At 64.4% G+C, this 5,354-nt stretch carries 8 protein-coding genes; 5 read left to right on the top strand and 3 right to left on the bottom strand.

The features are described 5' to 3' along the window. Positions 1 to 162 precede the first annotated feature (162 nt). Positions 163 to 348 carry a YdcH family protein gene (locus tag BN1233_RS06155; RefSeq protein WP_046862670.1) on the bottom strand — a complete coding sequence of 62 codons (186 nt, stop codon included), beginning with the start codon at positions 346 to 348 and terminating at the stop codon, positions 163 to 165. Positions 349 to 537: 189 nt separating this feature from the next. On the opposite strand from BN1233_RS06155, the gene BN1233_RS06150 reads away from it, so the two are divergent. After that, the gene (locus BN1233_RS06150; RefSeq protein ID WP_046862669.1) at positions 538 to 750 is read left to right on the top strand and encodes a YdcH family protein; all 213 of its coding nucleotides are present in this window, start codon (positions 538 to 540) and stop codon (positions 748 to 750) included. Between the two features lie 52 nt (positions 751 to 802). On the opposite strand, the gene BN1233_RS06145 is transcribed toward BN1233_RS06150, so the two are convergent. Next, positions 803 to 1,393 (bottom strand): GGDEF domain-containing protein, encoded by a 591-nt coding sequence (locus BN1233_RS06145; protein ID WP_046862668.1) that lies wholly within the window; start codon positions 1,391 to 1,393, stop codon positions 803 to 805. 181 nt (positions 1,394 to 1,574) lie between these two features. Here BN1233_RS06145 and purE point away from each other — a divergent pair, with 181 nt between their 5' ends. From purE to BN1233_RS06125, 4 genes are all read left to right on the top strand, one after another. Then, positions 1,575 to 2,066: a 5-(carboxyamino)imidazole ribonucleotide mutase gene (gene purE / locus BN1233_RS06140; RefSeq protein ID WP_046862667.1), complete on the top strand. Its 492-nt coding sequence runs from the start codon at positions 1,575 to 1,577 to the stop codon at positions 2,064 to 2,066. Continuing rightward, positions 2,056 to 3,156 carry a 5-(carboxyamino)imidazole ribonucleotide synthase gene (locus tag BN1233_RS06135; protein ID WP_046862666.1) on the top strand — a complete coding sequence of 367 codons (1,101 nt, stop codon included), beginning with the start codon at positions 2,056 to 2,058 and terminating at the stop codon, positions 3,154 to 3,156. Before purE ends, BN1233_RS06135 begins: the two co-directional genes overlap by 11 nt. Positions 3,157 to 3,331: 175 nt before the next feature. Then, entirely contained in the window at positions 3,332 to 3,565 is a 234-nt protein-coding gene (gene rpsU, locus BN1233_RS06130; protein WP_046862665.1) for a 30S ribosomal protein S21, read from the top strand. A 110-nt stretch (positions 3,566 to 3,675) separates the two neighbouring features. Next, positions 3,676 to 4,530, top strand: coding sequence for a tetratricopeptide repeat protein (locus BN1233_RS06125; protein WP_082145215.1), 855 nt, complete (start codon positions 3,676 to 3,678; stop codon positions 4,528 to 4,530). 252 nt (positions 4,531 to 4,782) lie between these two features. Here the strand turns inward: BN1233_RS06125 and BN1233_RS42630 are convergent, their stop codons facing one another. Beyond that, positions 4,783 to 5,262, bottom strand: a complete 480-nt coding sequence (locus BN1233_RS42630) for a GNAT family N-acetyltransferase (protein ID WP_048709439.1) — start codon at positions 5,260 to 5,262, stop codon at positions 4,783 to 4,785. Positions 5,263 to 5,354: the final 92 nt, after the last annotated feature.

The following is a 5,354-nucleotide window of genomic DNA, read 5'->3' as shown; positions in this document are numbered from 1 at the left end:
GGACCGGCCTGGAAGTCGCCGGGCCCTGGCCGGCGCTCTGGCTGATCAGCCAGACACCGGTTCGATTCGAATGTGCTCCGCGAAGGCCCTACGGGTACACGGAAAGGCCGCCGCCCATTTCGGAAGCGACGGCCTCCTTCGAGAAATGATGAACGATCCCCGTCAGTGCACCGTACGAGACGTCGCGTCTTTCAACTTGGCGATCTCGTCCTTCAACATGAGCTTCCTGCGTTTGAGTTCGGCTAGCTTCAGGTCATCTGTCGACGGGTGTGCGAGAGCGTCCTGGATCTCGCGCTCAAGCGACTGGTGCTTGCGCTGTAGCTCACTCAGATGATTCTCCAGCGGCATCGTCGGCTACCTCCTGAGTTGATGCTTGACACCACGATTGTGCCATACCAACCGCGGCGAGTCGAAGGCAAAACGATGGCACAGGGCGGTTCCACCGGAACGGACAAGCTTGCCGACGCGGGCCGTCGGGAGCATACTTGGCCACGATTGTGAACCTGCTCATCGAGAGCATGCGCGGGGCCGTGTGCCTTGAATTTTCCCGACGACGACACGAGCGATCTTCAGGCCGAGCTTGCCCGCCTGAAGCAGGAGCACCGCGATCTTGACATGGCCATCGAGGCTCTCGAGCGGATGGTGGCCGGCGATCAGCTCCAGATTCAGCGGCTCAAGAAACGAAAGCTCGGTCTCAAGGACCGGATCATCGCAATCGAGGACCAGCTCACGCCCGACATCATCGCGTGAGACGCCCCCGCCGGACAGGCCGATAAAGCAGGATCCGCTCGACGGCTGCGGATTACCGACGACGCTGGAGCTTTCTCGCGTACATGGCGTGGTCGGCGCGGGACAGCGCTTCCTCGGGCGTATCCTCGGGCATCAGCAGGGTGCCCCCAATTGACGCACCCAGCTGGAATTCGGCGCCTCCAGACACGAGAGGCGATGCCGCCACGATACTCTCGAGCATGCGGCACTTGGCCTGCATGCTGGCCATGTCGACCTGCCAGAGGATCATCCCGAATTCATCCCCGCCGAGCCGCCCGAGCGAATCCGAGGCCCGCACGTTCTGACGCAGAACCGTTGCGAGATGCACGAGTGCCCGATCTCCGGCCTCGTGGCCATGTCCGTCGTTCAGGAGCTTGAAATGGTCGAGATCTGCGAGAAGGAGAGCGATGGATGTTCCGTAGCGCTTGTGGAAGGCAATGGCGCGCGACAGCTCCCGGAAAAAGCCCCTCCGGTTCAGGAGATGAGTGAGCGGATCCTCCTGGGCGAGCGATTCCAGCAGCGAAGCATGGGCTCGCATATCGGTGAGTTCAGCCGCCAATCGCTCGACTTCGCTGCGCAGGGCGGCGACCTCGGCGCGCACGTCCTCACTGTCTGACACGGCCACCTGACGTCTTTCCCGCAAATCGGTGGGACCCTAACGGCTCAATCTTGCCCGACCGTAAAGCCTTCGTTATGCCGACCCGCGGAGCGAGCTCGCCCGGCGCATTGGCCGGGACCGGCGCGGCTCAAAACGTTTTCATCCGGAGCCAGGGCCGAGACAGCCCATCGAGCGGGAGCCGCAAGCCATGGGGGCAACCCCCGTCGCCATCATCATGGGCAGCCAGTCCGACTGGGCCACCATGCGTCACGCGGCCGAGACGCTCGAGACTCTCCGAATTCCGCACGAAGCGCGGATCGTCTCGGCGCACCGGACACCGGACCGCCTCTTCTCTTTCGCGAAGGGTGCCAAGGCCGCTGGGTATAAAGTGATTATCGCCGGGGCCGGGGGCGCCGCGCATCTCCCCGGCATGACGGCTGCCATGACGCCGCTCCCGGTCTTCGGGGTCCCGGTCGAGTCGAAGGCCCTGTCCGGACAGGACAGCCTGCTCTCGATCGTCCAGATGCCGGCGGGGATTCCCGTCGGAACACTTGCGATCGGGCGCGCCGGAGCGGTGAATGCCGCCCTCCTTGCGGCAGCGGTGCTCGCCCTCTCCGACAAGGACATCGGACAGCGCCTCGATGCCTATCGGGCGAGGCAGACGGACTCGGTTGCGGAGCATCCCAGCGATGACACGTGAAGCGGGTATGGTCACGCCCGGAGGCACAATCGGCATCCTGGGTGCGGGACAGCTCGGACGGATGCTCGCGCTCGCCGCGGCCGAGTTCGGGCTGCGCATCCACATCTTCGCGCCGGAGAGCGGCCCTGCCTTCGATGTGGCCGCCACCACGACCATTGCGGCTTACGAAGACGAAGCGGCTCTCGAGGCCTTCGCACGGGCTGTCGATGTCGTGACCTACGAATTCGAGAACGTGCCCGGCCGCACAGCGGATGTTCTCGTGCGACACGCCCCCGTGCGTCCCGGTCCTCGGGCTCTTGCCGTGATGCAGGATCGGCTCCACGAGAAGGACTTCGTCACCGGCCTCGGCATTCCCACAGCTCGCTACGCGGCTGTCGACGACCTTCCTGGCCTTCGGCAGGCGCTCGCTGCAGTCGGCCTGCCTGCCGTCCTGAAGACCCGTCGTTTCGGCTACGATGGGAAGGGACAGGTGCTCCTGCGCGACGCCACAGACCCGGAAGCCGCCTGGCGAGCCGTCGGCGCCGTGCCATGCATCCTGGAGGGCTTCGTGCCATTCGAACGCGAGGTCTCGGTCGTGGCGGCCCGATCCGTCGATGGCGCATTCGCGGCCTACGATCTTTGCGCGAATACTCATCGCGACCACATCCTTCACCGCACGCTCGTCCCGGCCGGCGTTTCGCCGCGGCTCGAGCAGCAGGCCATCGAGATGGCGCGGCGGATTGCGGAAGCCCTCGACTATGTCGGCGTGCTCGCTGTCGAGATGTTCCTCGGCGCCGAAAGCGGTCCGGAACTCGTCGTGAACGAGATCGCACCGCGCGTCCACAACTCGGGCCACTGGACGATCGAGGGGGCGCGCACATCGCAGTTCGCACAGCACATTCGTTCGGTCTGTGGCTGGCCCCTGGGCCTGCCGGAGCGACTTGGCCGGATTGAGATGGAAAACCTGATCGGCTCCGACATCGACGGTTGGAGACGGATCCTGCAGGAGCCTGGGGCCAGCCTCCACCTTTACGGCAAGCGGCAGGCGCGCCCCGGCCGAAAGATGGGTCACGTCACCAGGGTGTTCCCGGAGGGTGGAACGGCTTCGTAGCAGCTCCCTTGTCTTTTGGGCGACAGTTCTGGACGGGATTCGCCGGATCGGTCGAGCGCATGCTGGACAGCAGAAGCAAGCTCTGCTAGGCACCCGCGCCACAGTCGAGGCGCACGGTTTGCGCCTCCTGTCGTCCTCAGAAGAGAGTATCGGGTAGCAGCGACGAGGAAGACGCGTGCAGATTCTGGTTAGGGAAAACAACGTTGATCAGGCGCTCCGCGCCCTGAAGAAGAAGATGCAGCGCGAAGGCATCTTCCGCGAGATGAAGCTTCGGGGCCATTACGAGAAGCCTTCCGAGAAGAAAGCTCGTGAACGGGCAGAGGCCGTTCGGCGCGCCCGCAAGCTCACCCGCAAGCGGCTGCAGCGCGAAGGCCTACTCCCCACGAAGCCACGCTCGTCCGGGCACTGATCACTCGTCTCGCCGAACCTCCGAGACGCAGGTTCGGACAGCAGCCAGTCCAGCCGACGCTCCGCGGCGCCGGGGATTGACGGTTTTTTCTCGAATTGCAGGGAGTTGCCGTGTTCTCCTCGAAGCTCTGCCGCCTCACCGGTCTTGGCCTTGTCTCGCTCACACTGGCCGGATGCGAGACCTTCGCGGGGCGCAGCGGCGGACCGACCCAATCAGTGGCCGTCGTCGAGGAGGACGCGCAGGGCGCGAGCAAGGTCAATATCGCCTCGCTCACCGAGGTGATCAGTTCGAGGCCGAACGATCCGACTGCTTATAATACGCGCGGTGCAGCCTATGCCCGCGTGGGCCGCTACAGCGAGGCCGTGAGCGACTTCAACCGGGCGCTTCAGCTCGATTCCAGCTACGCCCCCGCCTATACGAATCGGGCGCTGGCGTACCGGCAGACGAACCGCAACGAGCAGGCGCTGGCGGATTTCAGCCGCGCCATCCAGTCCGATCCCAATTACACTCCGGCCTATATCGGCCGCGGCAATCTCCTCCGGGCTCAAGGCGATTTCGCCGGCGCCCTCAGTGATCTGACGACCGCGATCCGACTGGCCCCCGAATCCGCCGAAGCGCATCACGCCCGCGGCCTCCTCTATCAGAGGCAGGGACAGCACCAGCAGGCGATTCAGGATTTCGATGCCGCTATCGACCGGAATCCCTTTGTCGCTCCCCCCTATGCCGCCCGAGGCCAGAGCCTCATCGCAACCGGGCAGTACGACAAAGCGCTCGAGGACTTGAACGCTGCTCTCAACGTCAACAACCGGGATGCGGAATCCTGGGCTTGGCGCGGCATCGCGCTCGAGAGACTCGGCCGTCGTCCGGACGCCAACGAGAGCTTCCAGCGCGCACTCAGCATCGATCCCAACAACCAGACCGCCCGTCAGGCCATGGGCCGCGGCGGCGGTCTTTTCAGATCCTGAGAATTGCTCTCATTGCACTGTCGTCCTTGCAGCCGAAGCGCTTCACCTGAGGCGGTAGTCTGGATTGCGTCGCCGCGTTAGCAATTGCGGTGAGAGCATCAGGACGCGAGGAGCACGACTCAAAACTGAGTAGCGCCGGACCCACTTCGTCATTGCGAATGAAGTGAAGCAATCTACCCGTCGACAGATGCGCTGCTGGATCACCTCGCTCCACTCGCCATGCCGTGAGAGCGCGCAGCATGCGAATGCGCGCTACCAATCCTTCGTGAGGATCGACACGTAGGGCTCGAATCCAAAGCTGCGGTAGAGGCGCTCCGCCCCGTCATTGGCGACCAGCGCACCGATGGCGAGACGGCGACAGCCGGCGGCGCGGGTGCGCTGTTCTGCTTCTTCGAGGAGTTGCCGCCCGATTCCGTGAGAGCGCCATTCCGGCGCGACGACGAGATCCGTCACAGTTCCGTGGCGGCGCACATCGTCCGTCACGTAGGCGGCATCCTCGTCGATCACGAATCCCATCGCACCGACGACGATGTCTCCGACGACAGCGACGATGACCTCGCCCCGTCGCCGGCCGAGCCGGTCGAGAAGCTCCCGGTGATAGGCTTCCGCGGCGCTCCGCTCGCGTTTGCGGTCGCCCGTCAGCGCAGCTTCGACGACATTGAGTTCGTGGATGAGGTCGATGACCCGCTCGCGATCCTGGGAGCGAGCGGGTCGGAGATGGACCTGGTCCATCGGCGAGTCCGAATGCGGTGTCAGGCGGAGCTCTTGATGATCTCGTCGACCATTTTTTTGGCGTCGCCGAAGAGCATCATGGTGTTATCCTT

The sequence above is a fragment of the Microvirga massiliensis genome, assembly GCF_001006805.1.
GTDB classification, from domain to species: Bacteria; Pseudomonadota; Alphaproteobacteria; order Rhizobiales; family Beijerinckiaceae; genus Microvirga; species Microvirga massiliensis.
Note: the sequence above shows the minus strand (reverse complement) of the source record. Positions and strands in the feature narration are given on the sequence as shown.

Excerpts from the sequence above, each read along its gene's own strand:
- BN1233_RS06155 (WP_046862670.1), bottom strand. The coding sequence starts at position 348 with ATGCCGCTGGAGAATCATCTGAGTGAGCTACAGCGCAAGCACCAGTCG.
- purE (WP_046862667.1), top strand. The coding sequence starts at position 1,575 with ATGGGGGCAACCCCCGTCGCCATCATCATGGGCAGCCAGTCCGACTGG.
- BN1233_RS06135 (WP_046862666.1), top strand. The coding sequence starts at position 2,056 with ATGACACGTGAAGCGGGTATGGTCACGCCCGGAGGCACAATCGGCATC.
- BN1233_RS42630 (WP_048709439.1), bottom strand. The coding sequence starts at position 5,262 with ATGGACCAGGTCCATCTCCGACCCGCTCGCTCCCAGGATCGCGAGCGG.